Below are 24,678 nucleotides of genomic sequence, written 5' to 3' on the forward strand. Positions count from 1 at the left end.
ATGAGTAGAAAAACACACCTCCGCATCCGCAAAGCGCACCGTTACCTAGGCTTGTTTACAGGGCTCCAGTTCGTACTCTGGACAGCAGGCGGTTTATACTTTAGTTGGAGCGACATCGACGAAATCCACGGAGACCACCAGCGGAAACACGCTACTTACTTTAAGAAAGGGATGGAGCTCACTTCTCCAACACAGGTGCTGGCCCAGTTACCCCAGGCACAAGAAGTAAAATCGGTGAAGCTGGTAGACGTACTAGGTGAACCAGTATACCAGGTTAGCTATCTTACGGCCTCAGATGGCCATGCACATGAACAGATACAATTAGCTGTTGCGTCAACGGGCCAGCTGCGCGCACCGCTCACCAAGCAGGAAGCTGTGCAGATGGCGCAGAAAAGCTTTAGTGATAAGGCTAAAGTAAAACAGGTAGAATACCTGACTGTAGAGAACATGAACGGACACCATGAGTACCGCGAAAGTCCTTTGCCTGCCTGGGCCGTTACCATGGATCACCCGACCAACACCACTGTGTATGTAGCCGCAGAACGTGGCGAGGTGACCAAGTTCCGGAACAACAAATGGCGGGTTTTCGACTTTCTGTGGATGCTGCACACCATGGATTACCAGGGCCGCGACAACTTCGGCAATCTGCTGCTACGGGTATTTTCCATTGCCGGCATGATCACTATCCTCTCAGGCTTTGCTTTATACTTTGTTAGTTCCGGAACGCGCCGAAAAATGCAGCGTGAAGTACTTCCAAAATCAAGACCGAAGTTTAATTAACAACGCGTAAAAGAAGCAACTGCAAAGCGTACTCTACTATTGTACAAAGTCTTAACTCTACCTTTAAAGCAGAATTTAGACTTTCATATCGTTGTGCACCAAGGTAATTCACGGCTTACACTACCTGTATTTGCAAAAGCCTCTGTAAAAACACATATTGCAGTAACTCTGACTTTAACCTGCTTACCTTAAACTATTACAAAATGAAAAAACTTTACGCATTCGCTGTGGCGGCGCTGGCACTATTCAGCCAGCCTGTAGTAGCGCAGGCAGATCTGGGGTATTACCTGCCCAAAGAGGTAACCTATAACCCCGACATTCCTACACCCAAAGCCATACTTGGCTACGAGGTAGGCGAATGGCACGCCAGCCACGACCAACTGGTAATGTTCATGCGCCAGATGGACCAGGTATCGGACCGCATTACCATGGAAGAGTATGGCCGCACCCACGAAAACAGGCCGTTATACCTGCTTACCATCACCTCGCCTGAGAACCACAAGAACATCCAGAGTATAAAAGAACAACACAAAAAGCTGACAGATCCGAGCACTTCCGGCAACCTCGATGTCAAGAAAATGCCTGCAGTACTTTGGATGGGCTACAGCGTGCACGGTAACGAGCCAAGCGGCAGCAACGCCTCTTTGCTGGCTGTATACCACCTGGCTGCAGCACAAGGCCCGGAGATTGAGAAGCTACTAAGCGAAACAGTTATACTGGTGGATCCTTCCATCAACCCGGATGGAATGAACCGCTTTGCCAGCTGGGTAAACACGCACCGCGGCAAGAACCTGGTTACTGACCCTAACAGTGAAGAATTCAGCGAAGCCTGGCCACGTGGCCGTACCAACCACTACTGGTTCGACCTGAACCGCGATTGGTTACCGCTGCAGCACCCGGAGTCTAAAGGCCGATTGGCGAAGTTCCATGAGTGGAAGCCAAACGTACTGACTGACCACCACGAAATGGGCACCAACGCTACGTTCTTCTTCCAGCCAGGTATTCCAAGCCGTAACCACCCGCTTACTCCTGCTAACAACTTTAAACTGACGCAGAAGATCGGCGGCTTCCATGCCAAGGCTTTGGATAAAATTGGCTCGTTTTATTACACCGAAGAAAGCTACGACGACTTCTATTATGGCAAAGGCTCTACTTACCCGGATGTAAACGGCGCAGTAGGTATACTTTTCGAGCAGGCCAGCTCACGCGGACATGCACAGGAGAGCACCAACGGCGTCTTGTCTTTCCCGTTCACCATCCGTAACCAGTTTACCACTACCCTTTCTACGTTAGAGGCGGTGCAGAACATGCGCGAGGAGCTGCTGGCCCATCAGCGTGATTTCTACAAGGAAGCTGCGCAGGTTGCCCGTAAAGCACCTTATGCCGCCTATGTATTCGGCTCCGAAAAAGATAAGACACGCGCTTACCACCTGGCTGAGATCATCAAACAGCACCAGATCGAAGTATACCGTCCGAAGGAATCTTTCAAGGTAGATAACGTGACCTATACGCCGGAGAATGCTTACATCGTGCCTACAAACCAGCCGCAGTACAAGCTGATCGAAGCCATGTTCGAGCGCCGCACCAAGTTTCAGGACAGCCTGTTCTACGACATTTCTGCCTGGACTTTCCCGCTGGCCTTTAACCTGGAGCACGCCAACATGAAGAGCCTGAAGAGCAGCCAGCTGGGCGAGCGCGTAACCGAACTTGCAATGCCGAAAGGCGAAGTTATAGGCGGTAAAAGCGATTATGCTTACGTATTTGAGTGGTACGGTTACTATGCGCCTCGCGCCCTGAATACCCTGTTCCAGAACAGCGTGCAGGCCCGTGTGGCAACCGATAAATTCTCTACTGGCGACGGCAGAGAGTTTGACTACGGCACCATCATGATTCCGGTGAACGGACAGCAACAGAATCCGGAGCAACTTCACCAGCTTTTAACCAAAGTTGCTGCCGAAAACGGCCTTACTATTTACAACATGAGCACCGGCTTCAACCCGAAAGGTATAAAACTGGGCAGCCCGATGTTCCTGCCGCTTAACCAACCTAAAATTGCCATGCTGATTGGCGGTGGCGTGAACAGCAACGACATGGGTGAAGCCTGGCACCTGCTGGACCATCGCTTCAACATGACGCCTACCATGATGTCGTTGGAGACTCTGAACCGTAGCGGCATTAGCAAGTATAACGTGCTAGTAATGGCCGATGGCAACTATGGCGATATATCAGAGGCTGGCAAGAACAAGCTCCGTAGCTGGGTACAGAATGGCGGTACACTGGTAGCCCTAGGTGGTGCTGCAAAATGGCTGGCAGATAACAAGATCGGTAACATGGCATTTAAAGACGGTGCCAAGAACGACACTACCCGCCTGCCTTACGCCACCATGAGCAATAAAAACGGTGCTCAGGTTATCGGTGGCGCTATCTTCGAGGCCAACCTCGACCTGACACACCCGCTTGGCTACGGTTACTACAACAGCAAACTGCCTGTTTTCCGCGACAACACCTACTTCATGGAGCCATCTAAGAGCCCGTTTGCCAATCCGCTGGTTTATACTTCTAAGCCATTGCTGAGCGGTTACATCTCCAAGCCAAACCTGAAGCAACTGCAGAACAGCGCAGCCATTACAGTTTCGTCTTTGGGCAGTGGCAAAGTGATCGCCATGACAGATAACCCGAACTTCCGCGCTTTCTGGTACGGTACCAACAAACTGTTCCTGAACAGTATCTTCTTTGGTCAGCTGATCAACGGTGGCTCAGCCCGCGCCGCCGAAGACGCACACGAGTAAGTATAAAGTATAGTTTTACAAACCAGAAGAGCCGGCGCAGTTGCGCTGGCTCTTCTGGTTTAAGTACCTCCTGCTCCTTGACCCCTATGTTTTAGTTTCTACAAATGTATGTTAATTAGTACGCACCAGAATTACTAAATCTACAGGCAGATTCCCCTACCTGCAGCAGGTCTTGTCATTCCATAAAACATCAGTTCATGGCGCGAGCGTCCTCGTTCGCACTATAATTAAATTAGTACTGCTCTTTCGGACTTCCAAGTCCAAAAACTTTCTGCCGGGGACTTGGAAGTCCGCAGCAGAGAAAGTTCCGGACAAGGATGTCCGGAACAGCAATAGTAGACTGGCGCAGGCAGACGCTTGCGCCAGAACAAGTCGAACACAAAAGCTTAACGTGATAGCAATGGTGAGAACATGCAACAGGGACATCTTTGAACGTTATAAAACTCACTTGAAACATCGCGAAGTCAAACTTTAACAAAAAGAGAAAGGCCAACGCATTTGCGCTGGCCTTTCTCTTTTATACCACTTGCCAGAGCAAGTATGAAGTATACTATTGCTTCAACCTGTAACCGAACGTGATCTCGTGCGAGCCGGCGCTGTGGTGGCGCATACGGGAAACCGTGATGTCATACGAATAGCTAAGCTGGTATTGCTCCAGCATCTGGATGCCCGCCATACCTACCAGCGCATCCTGAGTACGGTACGACAGGCCCGCCCATACCTGGTCGTCATACTTGTCTTTGCGTCTGCTTTTATCCAGGCTGTAGATACCTTTCACGTTGATGTCTACCTGCACCGGCGCCGGATTTACATACTTCAGCAAGAAAGACGGCTCCACAGTAAGCTTTCTGTTTACATCAAACCTGTAACCTGCTGACAGGTACCAGTGGCGCGACAGGCGGCTGGGCTCCTCAGAACCTTCTACCTCGTTGATCTTATTGCCCAGGGCCTGAAACAGGGAAGCACCTACAAAGAACTCCTCCGAATGCAGCAAAGTACCCACGCTCAGGTCCGGCATAAAAGCATCGATACGGCCTGCGTTGGTAACCGGGTCGCGCTCATTGGAGCCATCGGCCAGTTGTATCTTGTTCGGGTCGAAACGGAACTGCTGGAACCCTGCAAACAGTCCGGAAGACAAGTATACTTTCCGGTTCAGCGGCACATGGTACGCATACGATAGCAACATGCCGGTACGGGTGGTTGGGCCGGTGTTGTCGGTGTAGGCGTAGCCCCCGGCCCCGTGGTAGGGCTGGGCTCTCCTGCGTCGCAACTGCTGTTTGAACAGGGCTGTTTCGCCGCTAAGGTAAAAAGTTTTAGGCGCGCCCTCAAACCCCACCCACTGGTTACGAAAGCCTGCTTTAAAGTTCCAGTCTTTCTCGAAGCCCGAAACGGCCGGGTTCAGCAGGTAATAATTGGTCATGTACTGGCTGTACAGGGCTTTCTGCTGGGCCACGGCAACCGGGCCCAGAATCAGAAAGCATATGATAAGAATATAATTTTTCATAAAACTGATGGGTTAAAAGCGAAACTTAACGCATGATGGTCACTGATCTCTTAAGTGGCGCTTCGGAGTTGCCGAACTCAATGATGCAGTAGTAGGTGCCGTCTGGCAGTCGCTTACCGTTATGCGTTCCATCCCACTCTGTCTTGTAACCTACCGCTTCAAATACAAGGCTTCCCCAACGGTTGTACACCGTTACTTTACAGTTAGGGTAGAGCAACGAGAGGTTCTTCAATACCCAGCGATCGTTGATGCCGTCTCCGTTCGGCGTGAAACCGTTCGGGATATCCAGCTTACCTGTTTCATGTTCCGGATCTTCCGGGTTCTCTGGGTTTTCAGGATTCTCAGGAGTAACCTCCACTTCTGTTTCGATGGTAAAGGTGGTTTGTGCTGTACAGCCTTTGCTGTCTTTTGCTACCAGTGTATAAGTACCACCTGCCAGGTTCGTGAAAACCGAATCAGAAGTAAAGTTGCCGTTGTTGAGCTGGTAAGTATAAGGGCCCGTACCACCGCTGATGGTTGTTACCGCGGCGCGGCCGGTAGCTGCTGTTGCAGAGGCTTTAGCCTGTGGCGTTACCTTTACAACGACCGGCGTGGTTGCCTCCATCTTCACAGCTGTAGTATAAGTACAGCCTTTGGCATCTTTTACTACCAGGGTATAATCGCCTGGCGCCACACCTGTTATGGTGGTAGCAGCCGAGAAATTTTTACCATCCAGCGAGTAAGTATAAGGAGCGGTACCACCACTCACTTCGCCTACTACAACCTGACCCGTAGCCTGGCCGCAAGCACCCGGTTCGGCAGTAGCTTTCAGGTTAGTGATAGGTGCGCTGTTCTGAAGGGTAACGGTTTCGATAGCGATACAGCCTTTGGCGTCTTTAACTGCCACCTGGTAAGTACCCTCTGCCAGAGCCGTAAATTCTGCTGCGGCCTGGTAGTTGTTTCCGTCGATCGAGTAAGTATAAGGGGCTGTTCCACCCACTACCTGGCTAATCGAGATCCTGCCATTTTTATCTCCGCAGCTGGCGTCGGTGCCGGTAGCCGTGAAGCTTTCCGGGCCTCCGTTGTTCTCCACTTGCTGCTGCAGCGTAATGGTACATCCTTCCGCATCCTTGATGGTAACGGTGTAGCTGCCGGCGGCAAGGTTTCGGAACGTGGCCGAAGCCTGGAAAGTAGTACCGTTGATGCTGTAGCTAAGCGGTTGGGTACCGCCTGTTACCGATGAGATGGTGAGAGAGCCGTTGCTTACGCCGCAGCTAGCAGCAGTTGCCGTTGCTACAGCCTCCTTAGGACCTTTCACGCCGACTGTAACGGTTGCTTTTGTGCGACAGCCGCTGGCGTCTTTGGCGTATACTTCGTACTCGCCCGGAGCCAGCCCAGTAAAGGTAGCGGCCGCCTGGTAGTTGTTGCCACCCAACGAATAAGTATAAGGAGCCACGCCACCGGTTACACCACTCACGGTTACGGTACCGTTGTTCGTCGTGCAGGAAGATTCCGTAGCAGCAGCTGTAAGTCCTGCCGGTCCTTTCAGGTTCTCTACCACCACTTTTCTGGTGATCGTGCAGCCGTTGGCATCCTTCACAGTTACAGTATACTCGCCTGCTGCCACAGCTGTAAAGTTACCTGTAGCCTGGAAGTCGGTGCCGTTGATGGAGTAGGTATAAGGAGCTGTTCCACCGGCTGCGCCGCTTACGGTAATGGTACCGTTGTTTTCGCCGCAGGTAGCTTTGGTTGAAGCCACGTCAAATCCGGTAGGGCCGTCTATGTTCCCGATCACTACCTGCTTGGCAAAGGTACAGCCATTGGCATCTTTTACCGTGATGGTATAAGTACCAGCTGCCATACCGGTTAGCGTAGCGGAAGCCTGGAACGTAGAGCCGTCTTTGCTGTACGTGTAAGGACTTGTACCGCCCGTTACATTACTTACTACCACCTGACCGTTGCTGCTTCCACACGTTGCAGACTGAGCTGTTAAGGCAACTCCCTCCGGTCCGTTGGTGTTCGTTACGATCACTGCCTTGGCGAAAATACAGCCGTTGGCATCTTTCACGGTTACCTGGTACTCTCCGGCCGCAAGTGCTGTGAAAGCAGCAGACGACTGGAATGCGGTGCCATTGATCGAATAAGTATAAGGAGCGGTACCGCCTGTTACCCCCGTCACACTGATCTGGCCGTTGCTGTTACCACAGGTTGTGGACTGAGCTGAGGCTACCAGGTCAGACGGACCGGCTACATCGGTTACTTCAATGGTTTGGGTGTGAGTACAGCCGTTTGCGTCTTTCACTGTTACGGTATACTCTGCTGCTGCCAGCCCTGAGAAGGAAGCTGCGCTCTGGAAGGCACCACCGTTCAGGCTGTACGTATAAGGAGCTTTTCCACCGTTGACAGAGGTAACGGTTATACTTCCGTTCTCTCTTCCGCAGGTAGAGCTGCCGGCTGAGGCCACAAAGCTGCCCGGGCCGGTTTTATCAACTTTCACCGTTGTGCTCACTTCACATCCGTTGGCGTCTTTCACCGTCAGGGTATACTCTCCTGAAGCTAAAGCCGCGAAGGTGGTGCCTGTCTGGAAGTTGTTGCCATTGATCGAGTAGGTATAAGGAGCAGTGCCACCGGTTACGGTGCCTACTGTTATACTTCCGTCGTTATCGGCACAAGTGGCAGCCTGAGCGTTTGCCGCTACCGCTGAAGGACCAGCAACATCAGACACCGTGAAGGCTTTGGCGAACGTACAGCCGTTGGCATCTTTTACTGTGATGGTATGGCTGCCCGCTGCAAGCTCTGTAAAGGTTGCCGCAGCCTGGAAGTTCACGCCATCCTTGCTGTAGCTGTAAGGAGCCGTACCGCCCGTTACGCCGCTTATAGTCAGTGCACCGTTAGCAGCACCGCAGGTAGACGCTTTAGCAGAAGCTACCAGATCTGCAGGACCGGCGATGTTATCTACTTTCACTTCTTTAGAGAAAGTACAGCCGTTGGCGTCTTTCACTGTCAACGTATAGGTTCCGGCCTTTACTCCCTCAAATTTAGTAGCAGCCTGGAAGCTGGTACCGTTGATGGAGTACGTATAAGGAGCCGTACCACCTGCTACTCCTGTCACGCTGATGCTGCCGTTGCTGCCGCCACAGGTAGACGAAGTGCTGGCCAGCGTCAGTCCTGTTGGCCCGGTCACATCTTCCACCTCCACTACTTTCGACATCACGCAGCCGTTGGCATCTTTTACAGTGATTGTATGTTTACCGGCAAGCAGGCCTGTTAAAGTAGCTGAAGCCTGGAAGGTAGTACCGTCTTTGCTGTAGCTGTAAGGAGCAGTTCCTCCCGCCACAGCGCTAACCGTAACACTGCCATTCGCACGTCCGCAGCTGGATGCCTGTGCCGTTGCTGTAAAATCAGACGGGCCGGGAATATCACTCAGCGTTACCGTTTGTACATACGTACAGCCGTTGGCATCTTTCACCGTTACCTGGTAATTGCCGGCAGCCAGTGTATTGAAGGTAGCTGCGCTCTGGAAGTTTGTGCCGTCTATACTATATGTATAAGGAGCTGTACCACCCGTTACACGGCTGATGCTGAACTCACCGTTGCTGTTACCGCAGGTAGTTGACTTCACTGCAACTGCCAGCTCAGACGGGCCAGCAACGTCGCTTACCTGCACCTGACGGCTTACGCTACAACCTTTGGCATCTTTCACCCAGATCGTATGGCTACCTGCAGCCAGGTCGGTTAATGTTCCCGACGCCTGATAGTTCACACCATCTTTACTATAAGTATAAGGAGCAAAGCCACCTGTTACCGCGCCAACCGTGATCGTAGCGTTTTTACCGCCACAGGTAGAGGCAGTAGTTGTGCTCGCGAAAGTTGTAGGGATGTTCTTGCTGATCGTTACGGTGGTAGTCACGGTACAGCCATTAGCGTCTTTAGCCGTTAGGGTGTAAGCACCGGAAGCTAACCCGCTGAAGCTGGTACCTGCCTGGAAAGCAGCACCGTTGATGGAGTAAGTATAAGGAGCCGTGCCACCTGTTACGGCACCTGCCGATATACTTCCGTCGTTGTCTGTGCAGCTGGCTGGCTGCGATGTAGCTGCCACTGCCGTAGGCCCACCTATGTTAGACACCGTGAAGGCTTTGGTAACCGTACAGCCGTTGGCATCTTTTACTGTAATAGTATGGCTGCCCGCTGCAAGCTCTGTAAAGGTTGCCGCAGCCTGGAAATTCACGCCATCCTTGCTGTAGCTGTAAGGAGCCGTACCGCCCGTTACGCCACTTACCGTCAGTTCGCCGTTGGCATCGCCGCAGGTAGTTGCTTTGGTAGTAGCTGTCAGTTCAGTCGGGCCGGCGATGTTATTTACTGTTACCTTCTTGCTGAAGGTACAGCCTTTCGCATCTTTCACGGTAACCGTGTACTCGCCTGCCAGCACTGCTCCGAAACGTGTCTCTGTCTGGAAGCTGGTACCGTTGATGGAGTAGGTAAAAGGAGCTGTACCGCCTTCTACTCCTGTCACGCTGATCTGGCCGTTATTGCTGCCGCAGGTAGATGAAGCAGTAGCCAGTGTCAGGTTGGCCGGTCCGGCGATGTTCTCTATTTCTATTTCTTTGGCGAAGGTACAGCCGTTGGCATCTTTCACCGTGATGGTGTGCTTACCAGCAGCCAGCCCTGCAAATGTAGCCGAAGCCTGGAAGGTAGTACCGTCTTTGCTGTACGAATAAGGAGCCGTACCGCCCTGCACTTCGCTCACGCTGATGCTGGCATTGCTGTTACCGCAGGTCGATGAAGCGCCTGCCAGCACCAGATTATTCGGCCCTGCCACGTCTTCTACTACGACAGCGTTTGTACCCAAACAGCCGTTGGCGTCTTTCACCGTAATGGTGTAGTTGCCAGCCAGCAGGTTTTCAAATACAGTGGATGCCTGGAAGGTAACTCCGTCTTTGCTGTAAGTATAAGGGCCAACACCGCCGGTAGTACCGCTCACCGTGATCGTACCGTTTGCAGCGCCGCAGGTAGTGGCTTTTGCTTTTACTGTGAAAGCAGGTCCTGCCACATTGCTGACAGCCACCTCTTTGGCAAACGTGCAACCGTTGGCATCCTTTACAGTGATGGTATAAGTACCCGCAGCCAACCCTGTGAACGAAGCCGAAGCCTGGAAGTTAGAAGCGTCTTTGCTGTAGGTATAAGGAGCCGTACCACCCGTTATGCCGCTGATCGTTACCTGCCCGTCGCTTCGGCCGCAGGTAGAAGCAGTGCTGTTGCTGGCGAAATTGGTTGGTACATTCTTCGTAACTGTAACGGAAGTAGTCACGGTACAGCCGTTGGCGTCTTTAGCCGTTAGGGTGTAAGCCCCTGAAGCCAGTCCGTTAAAAGTAGTTCCGGCCTGGAAGGTGGTACCGTTAATCGAGTAAGTATAAGGAGCTGTTCCGCCGCTTACGGCACCTACGGTTATACTTCCGTCGTTGTCGGCGCAGGTAGCCGGTCTGGTTGCGGAAGCAGTAACTGCTGTTGGTCCGCCCACATTGGATACAGCAAAGGCCTTAGACACTGTACAGCCATTGGCATCTTTTACCGTGATAGTGTGATTACCTGCTGCCAGGTTAGTGAAGGTTGTAGAAGCCTGGAAGTTTACGCCATCCTTGCTGTAGGAATAAGGAGCCGTACCGCCGGTAACGCCGGTAATGTTCAGGCCACCGTTGGCAGCGCCGCAGGTAGCAGAAGTAGCATTTGCTGTCAAAGCTGTCGGGCCTGCTATGTTTTCTACCGCTACTGCTTTCGCAAATGTACAACCGTTGGCATCTTTCACGGTAAGGGTATACTCGCCTGCCAGCACCGACCCGAAAGTAGCAGCTGTCTGGAACGTTTTGCCATCTATACTATAGGTATAAGGAGCCGTACCACCCGCTACTGCACTTACGGTTATACTTCCGTTGCTGGCACCGCAGGTAGAAGAGGCACTGGCCAGCGTCAGGTTATCAGGTCCGGCAATGTCTTTTACTTCTACCTCTTCCGTGGCCACGCAACCGTTAGCATCTTTCACCGAAATAGTGAAGCTGCCGGCTGTTAATCCTGAGAATGTGGCTGAAGTCTGGAACGAGGTGCCGTCCTTGCTGTACGTATAAGGTGCCGTACCACCCGTTACGCCACTCATTGTGATGCTGCCGTTGCTGCGGCCGCAGGTAGTTGCCTGCGCCGTTGCTGTGAAGACAGGTCCGGCCACATTGTTTACCGCAACATCTTTCACAAAGGTACAGCCATTGGCGTCTTTTACCGTGATGGCATGTGTTCCGGCAGCCAGACCTGTGAAGGTAGCCGACGCCTGGAAAGAAGTACCATTGATGGAATAAGTATAAGGAGCCGTGCCGCCGGTTACTGATGTTACCGTCAGTTCACCGTTGCTGTTGCCGCATGTAGAGGACTTTACAGAAGCAGCAAAGTTAGAAGGACCAGCGATGTTGCTTACCGTTACCTGCTTGCTGTAAGTACAGCCTTTGGCATCTTTAATGGTAATGGTGTGGGTGCCTACAGCCAGGCCTGTCAGCGTAGTTGAAGCCTGGAAGTTTGTACCGTCTTTGCTGTAAGTATAAGGAGCAAAACCGCCGGTTACCGTACCCACTGTTATGCTGCCGTTGCTCTGGCCGCAGGTAGATGCAGCAGTTGTGCTGGCAAAGTTGGTCGGCACATTTTTAGTCACCGTTACCGAAGTGGTTACCGTACAGCCGTTGGCGTCTTTGGCCGTTACGGTGTAAGTACCCGATGCCAAGCTGTTGAAGCTGGTGCTGCTCTGGAAAGAAGTACCGTTGATCGAGTAAGTATAAGGAGCTGTTCCACCGGTTACCGTACCTGCCGTTATACTTCCGTCGTTGTTGGCGCAGCTGGCTGCTTGCGCCGAAGCCGCAACAGCCGATGGTCCGGCAATGTTAGTGATGGTAATAGCCTTAGCAAAGGTACAGCCGTTAGCATCCTTCACTGTGATAGTATGCGAGCCTGCTGCCAGACCGGTGAAGGTCATAGAAGCCTGGAAGTTCACGCCATCCTTGCTGTAGGTATAAGGGGCTGTTCCGCCTGTTACGCCGCTAACGATAACCTCTCCGTTGCTTGCACCGCAGGTAGAAGAAGTAGTGTTCGCAGTAAGACCAGTCGGACCGGCTATGTTTGTAACAGCTATCTCCTTAACGAATGTACAGCCATTGGCATCTTTCACGGTAATCGTATAAGTGCCTTCCGCCAGACCCGTAAAGGTAGAAGCCGTTTGGAAGGTTGTACCGTTTCTGCTGTAAGTATAAGGAGCCGTGCCGCCTGTTACAGCGCTCACAGCTATACTTCCGTTGCTGGCACCGCAGGTAGCAGCGTTTGCTGCAAGGGTAAACCCTGAAGGGCCCGCTACATCTTTTACTTCTACTTCTTTCGTGAACACGCAGCCATTGGCATCTTTCACCGTGATGGTATAAGTACCCGCAAGCAGCGCTGAGAAAGTATCAGATGTCTGGAACGTTGCGCCATCCTTGCTGTAAGTGTACGGAGCCGTGCCACCCGCTACAGCAGTTACTCTGATGCTGGCATTTTGGCCTCCGCAGCTGGATGTCTGCAGGCTAGCAGTAAAGTCAGAAGGACCGGCAATGTTGTTTACAGTCGTCTGCTTTACAAACGTACAGCCGTTGGCATCTTTCACCGTAATGGTGTAAGTTCCTGCTGCAAGCGCTGCAAAGGAAGCAGAAGCTTGGAAGGTAGCGCCGTCTTTGCTGTAGGTATAAGGAGCTGTTCCGCCCGTTAAGCCGCTAACGGTAACCTCTCCGTTGCTGGCACCACAGGTAGCCGATTTCACAGAAGTTGTCAGGTCAGTTGGTCCGCCGGTGTTGGCTACGGTAACTTTTTTAGAGTAAGTACAGCCGTTGGCATCCTTCACCGTAACCGTATACTCGCGGGCTGCTAATGCTCCGAAAGTAGTTGCACTCTGGAAAGTGGTACCATCTATACTATAAGTATAAGGAGCCGTGCCGCCTGTTGTACCCGCTACGCTGATACTGCCGTTGCTGCTGCCGCAGGTGCTGGCGGTAGTTGCCAGTGTCAGGTTGCTTGGGCCAGCCACGTTGCTTACGGCTACAGATGAAGTCTTCACACAGCCGTTGGCGTCTTTCACAGTGATCGTATAAGTCCCAGCTGCCAGGTTTGTAAAGGTGGAAGCCGTTTGGAAAGTAGTGCCATCCTTGCTGTAGGTATAAGGAGCCGTTCCCCCTGTTACAGAAACAGCGATCTGACCGTTGCTGCTGCCGCAGGTTGAAGCCTGTGCTGTGGCAGTAAAGGCAGGACCAGCAATGTTTTGAATGGTTACAGCCTCTGTATAGATACAGCCGTTGGCATCTTTTACCCTAACCTGGTAGTCTCCGGCAAGCAGCGAAGCAAACGAATTGGATGCCTGGTAAGTAGTGCCGTCAATAGAGTACGTGTAAGGTGATGTGCCGCCCGTAACAGCGCTCACCGTAACCTGCCCGTTTCTGTTGCCGCAGGTAGATGATTTCACAGAGGTTACCAGATCAGACGGACCCGGCACATTGCTCAGGGTTACTTCTTTGGCAAAGGTACAGCCCCTGGCATCTTTTACCGTGATGGTGTGTGTACCGGCGGTTAAGCCCGTGAAGGTTGCCGATGTCTGGAAGGTTGTGCCATTCTTGCTATAAGTATAAGGAGCCGTGCCGCCCACAACTGCACTCACCGTTATACTTCCGTTGCTGTTTCCACAGCTGGAAGAAGTAGCAGCCGCTGTAAAGCCTGTTGGCATCGTCTTGGCCACTGTAACCGAAGTAGTAACCACGCAGCCGTTGGCATCCTTAGCAGTAACCGTATAGCTTCCGGAAGCCAGTGCCGTAAAGCTGGTGCCGCTCTGGAAGGAAGTACCATTGATGGAGTAGGTATAAGGTGCCGTACCACCGGTCACTGTACCCACTGTTATACTTCCGTCGTTGTTGGCGCAGCTGGCAGTTTGTGCCGTAGCCGCCACTACTGTAGGTCCGGCAATGTTGGTGATAGTGAAAGCCTTTGCAAAAGTACAGCCGTTGGCATCCTTCACCGTAAGGTTGTAAGAGCCTGCCGCAAGGCCAGTAAAAGAAGCAGAAGCCTGGAACGTAGTCCCGTTTATACTATAGGTATAAGGAGCCGTTCCGCCAGTGGTTGCTGTAACCGTGATCTCACCGTTGCTGGCTCCGCACGTCGTGGACTTCAGGCTGGCCGTGATGTTCGATGGGCCGGCAACATTCGTAATGGTTACCTGCTTGGCAAACGTACAGCCTTTGGCATCTTTCACGGTAATGGTGTGTGTGCCTGCTGTTAAGCCACTCAGCGTAGAGGACGCCTGGAAAGTCGCACCGTCTTTGCTGTACGTATAAGGAGCAACCCCTCCGGCTACACTGCTCACTGTAATGCTTCCGTTGCTGTTCCCGCAGGTAGATGAAGAAGCTGTGGCAGTAAAGTCGGTGAGAAGCGCTTTGGTTATTGTTACTGAAGCAGTAACGACGCAGCCATTTACATCTTTGGCCGTCACCGTGTAAGTACCGGAAGCCAACCCATTAAAAGTAGTACCGCTCTGGAAGGTCGTGCCGTTGATGGAGTAGGTATATGGCGCCGTACCGCCGGTAACTGTACCCACTGCTATGCTGCCATCATTATTGTTACAGCTGGCCGGCTGCGCCGTAGCCGTTACCGCCGTAGGTCCGGCGATGTTGGTAATGGTATAGCCCTTCGCGAACGTACAGCCATTGGCGTCCTTCACGGTAATGTTATGCGAGCCTGCCGCTAATCCGGTAAAGGAGGTAGAAGCCTGGAAAGTAGTCCCGTCTTTGCTGTACGTATAAGGAGCCGTACCGCCCGTTACCGCACCTACCGTAATACTTCCATTGGCACCCCCACAGGTTGCTGATTTCACCGTGGCAGCAAAATCAGAAGGGCCGTTTACTTCTGTTACCGTAAATGATCTCACCACAGAACATCCCTTGGCATCTTTTACCGTTACGGTATATGTACCAGCTACTTTGTTGGAGATGGTAGCGGTTGTCTCGCCTGTATTCCACAGGTACGATACCGCACCCTGTGCACCGGAAGCGCTTGCCGTTACAGTACCCCTGGTGCCATTACAGATCACCGGCGTGCCCGTCAGGCTCACGTCCAAAGTATAAAAAGAGATCAGCACCTCATCCTTCACCGGGCTACACGACCCGTTACCTGTTGATGTAAGGGTGAGCTTTACCGAACCGGCACTAACCTCTGCCGCTGTTGGGGTATAGATTGCATTGAGGCTGTTTCTGTCAGAGAACGTGCCGGCACCGCCGCTCCATGTACCACCTGTGGCCGCAGTAACAGTACCAGCCAGCTGCACCGGGCTGGTAGAACACACCAGTTGGTCCGGCCCGGCATTCACCGTCAGGTTGCTTACCACATTTACTGTCGCCAAAAACTGCTGGCAGTTGATGCTGCTGTTTGTAGTTCTTACCTCAAGCGTGTAGGTTCCTACAGCCGTAGCGGTATAATTCAGGGCATCGCCCACTATGTTGCCGGCGCTGTTCCTCCAGATGTATTCAAACTTTCCGTCGCCGCCGGTCACGTTTCCGGTCAGTACCACACTGCTGCCACCCGGACAGATAATTGCCGGTGTCGGGCCAACAGTTACTTCCGGTTTCGGGTAAAAATATACGCGTACCACATCGCAGTAAGGCAGCGTGGAGCAAGGCGAAGCTACCGATCTGCCGCATACTTCATAGTCTACATAAGCCGGAGCATCTGTACCAGGTGTAACAAGCGCTCTGGCTTTGTTGCCGTCCGGAAAGCTCAGGTACTTTTCATAAATGCCTTTACCAGTGATGTCCCGCCAGGTGATGGAAGCAGGATCGAAGGCAACCGGGGCATTGAGATAGGCCGAGCAGCCGCCTGTTACCGATATATCCGGCTGCGGGTTAAAGGCCGCGATAGATTTAACAATAAAATCGTTGTAGGCATTGCCGGGCATACACAAGGTAATGATGTGCGGCCCCACGCCTTCCACGCAGATGGGCTCTCCTACAGCAGCTGACCGGCCATTACAACCGCCCAGTTGGTAAAACATGGATCCGGAAGGTTCTGGCCCTGAAGCAAGCTCCAGTTCCAGCCCGCCTGCATTTTTATCAAGCGTGATCTCGAACTGGATACAGTTGACGTTTTTGTCAACACCACAGATCTGGCCTCTCCTGCTTACATCCGTCTTAGGATCTCTGGAGTCCCAGATACCATTCGGCTTTCCGGTAAGATCTATCTTAATAACCGGAACACTATTACCCTGCGCAAACAGGCTATGGGTTGTTACCAACTGTAACATCCCCAGCAGACTAATTGCAAACAATAAGGTAAGTTTTCGAGTAAAGTTTATTCTCATATAGTACGGGTTAGTAGTACACTCATTATTCTATTTGTATGCTTTTCTAATTCCTTTTCCAGCCCTGCGCTGGCTTGTTTGTCCTTAATATCCTCTCGATCATTTCTTTTGCAGTCAAACCTGCCGCACAAAAACTTTTTCAACTTGATATTGCACTTATTCAACCTTCAAATTCAATTCACATCCTTACCGGATTGCCTCACGTGTTTTTAAGAACTACATTTTTATCCAAAGCGGATGATACTTTTCAGATTACACAAGCTGCTCATTTACTAACTATAAAGCACTTACACGTCTTTTCTATTTAAAACAAGTTAAAATAAACATGATTTTTATTGTGAAACAATACAATTGACGCTTTTCTGCAAAACCCATATATATACATGAATATATTATAAATATTCCTATTTACACTTCTATATTTATATAGGAATAATAAATTTTTCTTGGCGAATTACAGCAGGCGCTGTCTGTCTGTTGCAGCATAAGTAAGGGGAAAGAGCAGATGCTTCTGATGCTGCAGATTGGCTGCAGGCTTTGCGCCCTAACCAGTAGGTTCAGCAAAGCCGGACAGTATGTTTTTTTTCCTGTGGCGAAGTCAAGAAACGGTCTGAGAAATGCAGAGCCTGCTCCGGCTGAACTATAATCGATTGTAAGCCAACAAGCCATAGTGAAAGAAAGTATAAAATAGTACCTTTGCAGCCTTAAAGTATGAACCGATATGAGCGCCAGAAGCTTTGAATTACTTCTTGACACAGCCTTTGCACCCGAAGAACCAAAACTGTTCGACACATCGGCTGCTGCTGTTTACCAGAAATTTGAACAGGTTTTCAAGGCATCGCGCCTGGACAAAGGCAAGCCGTCAGAAGAGCTGAGCTACCTCTTTGAGATGGTGCGCCTGGGGGTAGCCATCGCTTTTATCAAGGCATATTCACGGCTGGCTGACAACGAGGGCGCCCGGGACGTATTGGAGCTCCTGAAAGAGGCCCTGCATGCCAAAAACACCCGCGAGATCGATAAGATCATCCAGAAAAAGATTGCCCTTTTCGACAGCCTATACCACGAGATCTTCGTGAACGAGCAACGCGAACTAATACTGGGTTTGTTTGAGCGTACTTTGGATGCGTCTTCGAAAGAAGAGCTTGACGAACTGATGCTCGAAGGACTGGAGCTGTTGCAGGAGATCGACTTTGAAGCTACAACCGAAGACGACGAAGACGAGCCGCTGGACGAGGATTTCCTCAAAGACATCAAGTAAGAAAATACCTGCTGCCTTGCCATGGAAATCACACTGACCACCCCTGCCCTGCTCTTTCCGGCTATTTCGCTGTTGCTGCTGGCATACACCAACCGTTTCCTGGCGCTGGCAAGCCTTATCCGCAGCCTGAAAAGCCGTTATGCTTCTACCCAGAGCACTTTGGTTTACGGGCAGATGGAGAACCTGCGCAAGCGCCTGATCCTGATCCGCAACATGCAGGCCTTTGGCATTTCGAGCATCTTCGGCTGTGTGTTCTGCATGTTCCTGCTCTTTGCCGGTTACAACACGTTGGGTAAGTATACTTTCGGGCTGAGCCTGATCCTGATGATGTTTTCGCTGGCACTGGCGCTGCGCGAGATACAGATATCGGTAAACGCCCTGGAGCTGGAATTGAACGACCTGGAAGAAGCCACTTCGGAAGAGACAACCAGGCAAGTATAAATTTTAAGTATAGAGCACCCGCAACGTGCTGATTTTTAGTACCCCATGACCTTCAACCCGAAACAACTGGCCATCAAGGATTTTGTGTACGAGCTGCCAGATGAAAGAATAGCCAAGTTCCCCTTACCCGAGCGTGACCAGTCGAAGTTGCTGCACTACAAGGCCGGCACCATCACCGACTATCGTTTTACGGATTTGCCGCAGCTGCTTCCGCCGCATTCGCTCCTGGTTTTTAACAACACCAAAGTAGTGCAGGCACGTTTGCTTTTTCAGAAAGAGACAGGCGGCATCATCGAGATATTTTGCCTGGAGCCAGTAAAGCCACAGCGCGAAGTACAGCTGGCCATGCAACAAACCGGAAGCTGCACCTGGAAGTGCCTGGTAGGCAATAATAAGCGCTGGAAGAGCGGACCCGTAAAATTATACTTTGAAGGCGGCGTGATCACAGCCGAGCGGGAGGCGCAGCAGGAAGGACACTTCCTGATCCGTTTTACCTGGGAACCGGCAGAGCTGACCTTTGCAGAAGTTTTGGAGCGATGCGGCAAACTGCCTTTGCCCCCTTACCTCAACCGCGACCTGACTCCCGAAGACCGCACCCGTTACCAGACAATTTATGCGCATCACCAGGGAGCCGTAGCTGCTCCTACTGCCGGTCTGCATTTTACCGACAAGGTGATGGACCGCCTTAAAGAGCAAAGTATAGATAGCACTTACCTGACGTTGCACGTGGGCGCCGGCACATTTAAGCCGGTTAAAGCCGGCACCATGCAGGACCACGAAATGCACACCGAGCAGCTGATGGTCTCCAGGCAGGTAGTGGAGCAACTGCTGCAGCACCTGGGCAACCCGATCATCCCGGTTGGCACCACCAGCATGCGCAGCCTCGAAAGCCTCTACTGGCTAGGCACCCTGCTGCTGCAACAACCGGACCTGAAGCCGGAGGAACTACACATTACCCAGTGGCTGCCTTACGAAACCACCACGCCACCTGCCACTGCCGAGGCCTTTGAAGCACTACTGACGTGCATGGACCGCCACCACACCGACCACCTGCACGCCAGCACGCAGATCATCATCGCGCCGGGTTATACTTTTAAAGTTTGTAGTGGTTTGGTAACCAATTTTCACCAACCGGAGAGCACCCTGCTGCTGTTAGTCGCTGCTCTTATAGGCGAAAACTGGAAACAGGTATACCGCCATGCACTGGAAAACGATTACCGCTTCCTGAGCTACGGCGATAGTTCTTTGCTGCTTCCGTAATCTTTATCAATAATGCTAATAAGCAAAAAGCCTGCTCTGAATTAACCAAAGCAGGCTTTTATACTTTATAACCCGAAGACTATTTTCAAATCTTCACATTTTCGAATTTCCAAATTCCCAAATTATAACCCGTATTCTGAGATCAGGTATACCAGCGAAGCCATAGAGGCAGCACCCAACTGCATTTCGCGACGGTTTACCTGCTCAAACGTATCGATTACGGTATGGTGGTAATCAAAGTAACGCTGGGAGTCCGGGCGGAAACCAATCAGGGCTACCGTGCCCTGTCCTTTCAACGGGCCAATGTCAGCACCACCGCCACCTCGGGTTAGATCGTGTAAGCCGTAAGGAGCCAACAGGTTTTTCCAGGTAAGCACTTTTGAATACTGCCCGTCATTGCCATCAATACCAAAGCCACGCGGTGTAAAGCCACCCGCATCAGACTCGATGGCTGCGATGTGCTTCTCTCCTTTGGCTTTGGCCTCTTCTGCATACTTCAGGCCGCCGCGCAAACCGTTCTCTTCGTTCATGAACATTACGGCGCGTATCGTTCTTTTCGGCTTAATACCCATGTCTTTGAAGAGACGCAGCACCTCGATCGACTGCATACAGCCCGTGCCATCGTCATGTGCGCCTTCGCCCAGATCCCACGAGTCCAGGTGCCCACCTACAACGATGATTTCTTCTGGCTTTTCGGTTCCTTTTATCTCCCCGATCACATTGTAAGACTTTACATCAGGCTGTGTTTCGCAGTTCATGCGCATGAAGAATTTCAGCTTGGCATCATCTTTCAGCATTTTGCTGAGCATTTCTGCCCCATTTGTGCTGATGGCAGCTGCCGGAATTTTCTCCACGCCTTCCTGGTATTTGGTATTACCTGTATGGGCCACATCCTGGTAATCGTTTGTCATGGAACGTACAATTACGCCAACGGCACCCTGCTTTGCAGCAGCAACCGGGCCTCCGCCACGCTGGTCAACGGCGCCGCCGTAAGCAGTACCCGTTTGTATGTGCTTGTTGTCGAAAGGGCGGTTAAAGAAAACGATCTTGCCCTTCACGTCTTTGTTCTTCAGTTCCTCCAAACTGTGCACTTCCACTACTTCTGCTCTCAGGCCTTTTTTGCCGGTGCCAACCGAGCTGCCAAGAGCCGCAATAGCCACATCCTGCTTTTTCTTACCTTCAATACGGCCAACCTCTTTCTCACCACGCACCCAATGCGGCACCATTACTTCCTGCAGGTACACACGGTCAAGGCCCATATCTTCCATCACTTTTTTGCTCCAGTCTACGGCAGCGGCAGCCTGCGGCGAACCGCTCAGACGAGCACCAATGTTTTTGGTCAGGTAGCGGAGGTCCTCGTAGCTTTTGTAGCTGGTAAGCGCATTGTCGTAAATCTTGCGGATGGTAACAGAATCAGCAGCGGGGTTTTGCTGGGCCATCGCCGGCATTGCCACTACCAGGGCCGCACCTGCCAACAGGTTGCGTAGTTTGTTTTTAAGTAACATGTGTTAGGGTGAGTGTTGTTAAAGTTTAGTTTAGTGTTTGCGGCCTTTAATATAGCAAATGATTTTAAAGTAAGCACGATGTTGTGCCGTTGGAACGTGTTAAAGGTGTTTCATTATACTTTCTGCTAATGTTATTCCGAGTGGTAACAAGAGGACTTATGCTATAGCTGAGGTTTATACTTGTTTTTGACAAGCCTTTGCTTCGTAGCGGCCTCCTTTCCCCAGTCTAATTAACCTATAGTTTTATAGCTGCTATTGGTGCGCTCAAGGCCGCGGGGCCTCGTCCTCGGGCATCGCGCTGGGAGCTTTTCCTTTGCTCCTGCGTCACAATATCGCTGGCGCGATACCGGAAAAACTCGCATAGGCGCTCAGCCCAAGGACTGGAAACGACACAGCTTCGTAAGCGGTTATGGAACTTCAACCATTGTAGGGACAGGTCGCGACCTGTCCGCACTATACCTGCAGCTATGAAACTTATACTTCGAAGTATAGCCTTACCTACACCAAAGGCCAATTCCCCTCCTGGGAGGGGTGCAGGGGTGGGTGTATACTTTACCAGTTCCAGATCTCTCACAGCTACGCTGGCTCTTTTCGGCTCCCTCCTCAAGAGTAGTCAAGATGACAGCCGAAAAATAAAATATCAAACCCCCTCTCCTGTTTTTAGGAGGGGGCAGGGGGAGGTAAACCCTACTCGAGACTCAGCACTCGCGACTCAGAACTCCTCTCCTACTTCACATCCAGCACTTTCTGCAGGTCCTGTGGCGGCAGGGTCAGCAGGCCAACCTCTGGCAGGCGGGTGGTAAGCTCTTTCCAGTTTTTGTCTTTTTTGTATACATCCCGAAGCAGCTTGATGGCTCCGTTCACATCGCCGTTGTTAGCAAGCCCGATCGCGTGCCAGTATTTCATCTCCAGGTTGTTCGGGAACATGGTCTCGGCTTTGCCATACTCCTGCATGGCTTTCTCCATCTCCCCTTTTTCTACAGCCAGGTCGCCGTTGTTCATGTGTTCGTAGGCGCGGTATACTTTCAGCAGGCGCGCCAGCTCCTCAAGTGGTTTTTCGTGGTCATCCACGCGCAGGTCAATGAGTTTGTCGTCCCATGGCTGACCGCTTGCCTTGCCGCGCACTACCACCAGCGCTGCCGACTGTTTGCCCCGGATGTCGCCGCCTTCGCGCTCGGCGGCTTCCATGGCTAGCAGCACGCGCTCGGCCAGTGGTTTGCCGACACTTTGCTCAAAGGCCTTGGCCATGGCCGGCCATACTTTGTCGGTCAGCATCATGTTGGCCTGCACCGAAAAATCTTTGCCTGTTACGTGCCCGGCATATCGGATGCACTGCTTGCCGGTATGGGTTGCCACTCTGCCCTGCGCATCCATGATCGAGACCTGGCGCACTTCACGCCCTTCATCGTCGGCCAATAAAATATCCAGGGCCTCCTGCGGCGATTTTCCATTCTTCAGGAGCTCCAGCCCACGCATGCCAAAAGATTTGTTTGTGAAAGACTGGGTAGCTACCACGCCGACACCGGCTTCTGCCCAGGGCACTGCTGTGCCTACCGAAAACCAATGGCTTTGCACCCCTACTGCCATCTCCCCTGTTTTAGGGTCGCGGGCCACGATGGAGTATGTATGAGCCAGGGGCTCTTCTGCTTTGTAAACCTGTGCCTTAGCTGTATTAGCTGCCATAACAAGCATTGCTGATAGTAAAAAAATCCACTTCATAGTATGAGCTGTTGATCAACGTTATTACGAGAATTAAGATGTGCCAAAGCACTTCAGCTATAAAAATCAAAATTATTATTCTGATCCCAATATATCCTGAATCATAGGCAAATACAAATTCCTTTCTGCAGCTGGTTGGGTTGCGGCAGCTGCCTGCACAACTCATCCGGAAAAGAGAAGTATAAGAAACTAACTATATCATCTTTTTACGGCCTGCAACCCCGCAGCTGCCGAACGTTAACCATGAAAGAAACCTACCAGAATAGAAAGAACCACCGCATGACCATGCTTATAGATGGCGACAATGCGCAACCAACCCTGATTGTAAAACTGCTGGCCGAAGCAGGGAAATACGGTCAAACCACCATCCGGCGCATTTACGGCGACTGGACCACCCCACAGATGAACGGCTGGAAGGATTGCCTGAACAACCATGCCATACAGCCGATCCAGCAATTCCGGTACACGATCGGCAAAAACGCCACCGACAGCGCACTGATCATCGACGCAATGGACCTTTTGCACAGCAAGCTGGTAGACGGTTTCTGCATTGTGTCTTCGGACAGCGATTATACCCGTCTTGCCACGCGCATCCGGGAAGCCGGTATTTTTGTGATGGGCATTGGCCAGCGCAAAACGCCCAAGCCTTTCGTAAATGCCTGCAACATTTTTATCTATACTGAAAACCTGGTCGATGATATTGATGAAGGGAAAATAGCCGAGGCAGACAAGAGCCAGCCAAACGGAAGCGAAAACCCACGTCCAAACCCGGTGCCTATGCTGAAGGAAGCCTTCTCAATGGCTGAAGGCGAGGACGGCTGGGCACACCTGGGCGCAATCGGGTCGAGCCTGCGGCAACTCGATCCTGCCTTCGACTCCCGCACCTTCGGCTACAGCCAACTGATCCAACTTATAAAAGCGCATAAAGAGCTTTTCACGATCCGGAAAGAAGATGACAAAGGCTCGTCTGCGGTTTACGTGAAACGGCGCAGCCGTCATCGCTCCAAACCCAGAGAGAAGGAGAAGCACATCAGCCGCGAAAACCAAGTGAACAGGGAAGTATAAATCTTGATCCCATGTCGTTTGTCTTCATCGTTTTGCATAAACCACAAGTATAAACCCATGAAAAAAGCCGCCTTGTTGCTCGTATTGTGCCTGCTGTCGCTGCAGTGGGCTACTGCCCAGGAAAAGATGTCCTGTTGTGTTAAACCTGCCGCTGATGCTTCAGATGCACCAGCCCAGTTTGCCATGCTCGCTAACGACAAATCTTTCCGGGATAAGCACGAAAATCCGCTGCCTTTTACGCTGCAGAACAAAGCCGGAAAGAAGGTTACCTTCAAAACGCCGGATGGCAAAACAGGCATGGCTTACGAGATAAAAGCCCCGAAAAAGACAGACGAGTATTTGTTTGTGTTTCACGAGTGGTGGGGCCTGAACGATTACATCAAGCAGGAAGCTGAGCGGCTGGGCAAAGAACTGGGCAACGTAAACGTACTGGCCCTCGACCTGTACGATGGCAAAATTGCAACCGATAACGAACAGGCCCGGAAGTATGTGCAGGCCGTAGATAACAAACGTGCAATGGCGATCATTAACGGGGCTATTCAGTATGTTGGCAAGGAGGCAGACATCGCTACCATTGGCTGGTGCTTTGGCGGGAGCTGGTCGTTGCAGGCGGCGCTGCTGGCAGGCGACCAGGCAGAGGCTTGCGTCGTGTATTACGGCATGCCGGAGCGGGACGAGGAGCGGCTGAAAAAACTCGAAGCACCGGTACTGGGCATATTTGCCAGCAAGGACAAATCCATTACGCCCGAGATTGTGCAGGATTTTGAGCAGAAGATGAAAGCGGCAAACAAGGAGGTTACCATCAAGATGTACGACGCTGTGCACGCCTTTGCCAACCCCAGCAATCCCAAGTATAACAAAGAGGCTTCTGCGGACGCACACAAACTTGCCATCGCCTTCCTGAAAAAGCACCTGGACTAAGCCAGGGAAAGCTGTACCTGCGTTTACAGGTAATTCTCAAAAAAACTACACCTCTGTCAATT

The 24,678-nt window shown here is 51.7% G+C and carries 11 protein-coding genes; 7 read left to right on the top strand and 4 right to left on the bottom strand.

Going from position 1 to position 24,678, the window contains the following annotated elements; translation table 11 throughout:
- Positions 1 to 780 (top strand): PepSY domain-containing protein, encoded by a 780-nt coding sequence (locus tag MJ611_RS00680; RefSeq protein ID WP_250427423.1) that lies wholly within the window; start codon positions 1 to 3, stop codon positions 778 to 780.
- A 203-nt stretch (positions 781 to 983) separates the two neighbouring features.
- The gene (locus MJ611_RS00685; RefSeq protein WP_250427424.1) at positions 984 to 3,569 is read left to right on the top strand and encodes a M14 metallopeptidase family protein; all 2,586 of its coding nucleotides are present in this window, start codon (positions 984 to 986) and stop codon (positions 3,567 to 3,569) included.
- Positions 3,570 to 4,119: 550 nt separating this feature from the next.
- On the opposite strand, the gene MJ611_RS00690 is transcribed toward MJ611_RS00685, so the two are convergent.
- Both MJ611_RS00690 and MJ611_RS00695 read right to left on the bottom strand, forming a co-directional pair.
- Positions 4,120 to 5,073: a PorP/SprF family type IX secretion system membrane protein gene (locus MJ611_RS00690; protein WP_250427425.1), complete on the bottom strand. Its 954-nt coding sequence runs from the start codon at positions 5,071 to 5,073 to the stop codon at positions 4,120 to 4,122.
- A 25-nt stretch (positions 5,074 to 5,098) separates the two neighbouring features.
- A complete protein-coding gene (locus tag MJ611_RS00695) occupies positions 5,099 to 16,414 on the bottom strand; it encodes a T9SS type B sorting domain-containing protein (protein ID WP_250427426.1) in 11,316 nt (3,771 codons plus the stop codon).
- A gap of 754 nt (positions 16,415 to 17,168) precedes the next feature.
- Here MJ611_RS00695 and MJ611_RS00700 point away from each other — a divergent pair.
- Genes MJ611_RS00700 through MJ611_RS00710 form a run of 3 tightly spaced genes read left to right on the top strand, consistent with a single transcriptional unit; the run spans position 17,169 to position 19,406 of the window.
- Complete coding sequence (locus tag MJ611_RS00700; protein WP_250427427.1) at positions 17,169 to 17,705, top strand: hypothetical protein; 537 nt, start codon at positions 17,169 to 17,171, stop codon at positions 17,703 to 17,705.
- 21 nt (positions 17,706 to 17,726) lie between these two features.
- Positions 17,727 to 18,146 (top strand): DUF2721 domain-containing protein, encoded by a 420-nt coding sequence (locus MJ611_RS00705; RefSeq protein WP_250427428.1) that lies wholly within the window; start codon positions 17,727 to 17,729, stop codon positions 18,144 to 18,146.
- Between the two features lie 45 nt (positions 18,147 to 18,191).
- Entirely contained in the window at positions 18,192 to 19,406 is a 1,215-nt protein-coding gene (locus MJ611_RS00710) for an S-adenosylmethionine:tRNA ribosyltransferase-isomerase (protein ID WP_250427429.1), read from the top strand.
- A gap of 122 nt (positions 19,407 to 19,528) precedes the next feature.
- Here MJ611_RS00710 and MJ611_RS00715 read toward each other — a convergent pair whose 3' ends face one another.
- Together MJ611_RS00715 and MJ611_RS00720 are read right to left on the bottom strand one after the other, a co-directional pair.
- Complete coding sequence (locus tag MJ611_RS00715; RefSeq protein WP_377495471.1) at positions 19,529 to 20,911, bottom strand: M20/M25/M40 family metallo-hydrolase; 1,383 nt, start codon at positions 20,909 to 20,911, stop codon at positions 19,529 to 19,531.
- Between the two features lie 726 nt (positions 20,912 to 21,637).
- Positions 21,638 to 22,594, bottom strand: a complete 957-nt coding sequence (locus MJ611_RS00720) for a DUF1028 domain-containing protein (RefSeq protein ID WP_377495474.1) — start codon at positions 22,592 to 22,594, stop codon at positions 21,638 to 21,640.
- Positions 22,595 to 22,873: 279 nt separating this feature from the next.
- Between MJ611_RS00720 and MJ611_RS00725 the strand changes: the two genes are divergently transcribed.
- Positions 22,874 to 23,695 carry an NYN domain-containing protein gene (locus MJ611_RS00725; protein WP_250427431.1) on the top strand — a complete coding sequence of 274 codons (822 nt, stop codon included), beginning with the start codon at positions 22,874 to 22,876 and terminating at the stop codon, positions 23,693 to 23,695.
- Between the two features lie 57 nt (positions 23,696 to 23,752).
- Positions 23,753 to 24,616: a dienelactone hydrolase family protein gene (locus MJ611_RS00730; protein ID WP_250427432.1), complete on the top strand. Its 864-nt coding sequence runs from the start codon at positions 23,753 to 23,755 to the stop codon at positions 24,614 to 24,616.
- Positions 24,617 to 24,678: the final 62 nt, after the last annotated feature.

This window comes from Pontibacter ruber (assembly GCF_023630205.1).
Taxonomy (GTDB): domain Bacteria; phylum Bacteroidota; class Bacteroidia; order Cytophagales; family Hymenobacteraceae; genus Pontibacter; species Pontibacter ruber.

What these genes read in the sequence shown, in the direction of transcription:
- MJ611_RS00715 (WP_377495471.1), bottom strand. Translation starts at nt 20,911, where the DNA reads ATGTTACTTAAAAACAAACTACGCAACCTGTTGGCAGGTGCGGCCCTG.
- MJ611_RS00690 (WP_250427425.1), bottom strand. Translation starts at nt 5,073, where the DNA reads ATGAAAAATTATATTCTTATCATATGCTTTCTGATTCTGGGCCCGGTT.
- MJ611_RS00705 (WP_250427428.1), top strand. Translation starts at nt 17,727, where the DNA reads ATGGAAATCACACTGACCACCCCTGCCCTGCTCTTTCCGGCTATTTCG.
- MJ611_RS00720 (WP_377495474.1), bottom strand. Translation starts at nt 22,594, where the DNA reads ATGGCAGCTAATACAGCTAAGGCACAGGTTTACAAAGCAGAAGAGCCC.
- MJ611_RS00725 (WP_250427431.1), top strand. Translation starts at nt 22,874, where the DNA reads ATGAAAGAAACCTACCAGAATAGAAAGAACCACCGCATGACCATGCTT.
- MJ611_RS00685 (WP_250427424.1), top strand. Translation starts at nt 984, where the DNA reads ATGAAAAAACTTTACGCATTCGCTGTGGCGGCGCTGGCACTATTCAGC.
- MJ611_RS00680 (WP_250427423.1), top strand. Translation starts at nt 1, where the DNA reads ATGAGTAGAAAAACACACCTCCGCATCCGCAAAGCGCACCGTTACCTA.
- MJ611_RS00730 (WP_250427432.1), top strand. Translation starts at nt 23,753, where the DNA reads ATGAAAAAAGCCGCCTTGTTGCTCGTATTGTGCCTGCTGTCGCTGCAG.
- MJ611_RS00710 (WP_250427429.1), top strand. Translation starts at nt 18,192, where the DNA reads ATGACCTTCAACCCGAAACAACTGGCCATCAAGGATTTTGTGTACGAG.
- MJ611_RS00700 (WP_250427427.1), top strand. Translation starts at nt 17,169, where the DNA reads ATGAGCGCCAGAAGCTTTGAATTACTTCTTGACACAGCCTTTGCACCC.